This window comes from Corynebacterium sp. HMSC075D04, from assembly GCF_001815635.1.
GTDB classification, from domain to species: domain Bacteria; phylum Actinomycetota; class Actinomycetes; order Mycobacteriales; family Mycobacteriaceae; genus Corynebacterium; species Corynebacterium coyleae.
Map to the genome: position 1 here is coordinate 1 of NZ_KV821369.1, position 403 is coordinate 403.

Annotated in this window: 1 pseudogene; it reads left to right on the plus strand. The window is 61.3% G+C overall.

Features of this window, described 5'->3' with window-relative positions:
* A pseudogene (locus HMPREF3048_RS12355) lies at window positions 1-403 on the plus strand (HNH endonuclease); the annotation flags it as partial.

Consider the following 403-nt stretch of genomic DNA (forward strand, 5'->3'; position numbering starts at 1 on the left):
CCTATGACGAGCGTGAGATCTCCGACATGGAGCATGCCGGGCGTTTAGGGATTGATCAGGAGCGTCCGGCTGCACCCCAGATTGCCGAGAATTTGATTGGGATCTTCTTCGGCGAGGGCAAGGTCGCAACCGCAGCGCCTCGCCCGACGGTGTTGGTGCCGCTGCCGGATTACCTGCGCATCTTGGATGGCAGTGGGGATGATGTGGTGTTGGCCATGACCGATGGCACCACCATGACGGGTGCGGAGTTTTTGGCCGCCCAGTTCGGTGATGCGTTAGAGGTGGCGGCGTTTCATCCGCAGGCCGGTGCGGTGAACTTGTACCGCACGCAACGTTTGGCGAATCAGAAGCAGCGCGATCTGGCCAAGCTGGTCTCGCCGGTGTGTGCGTTTCCTGGCTGTCG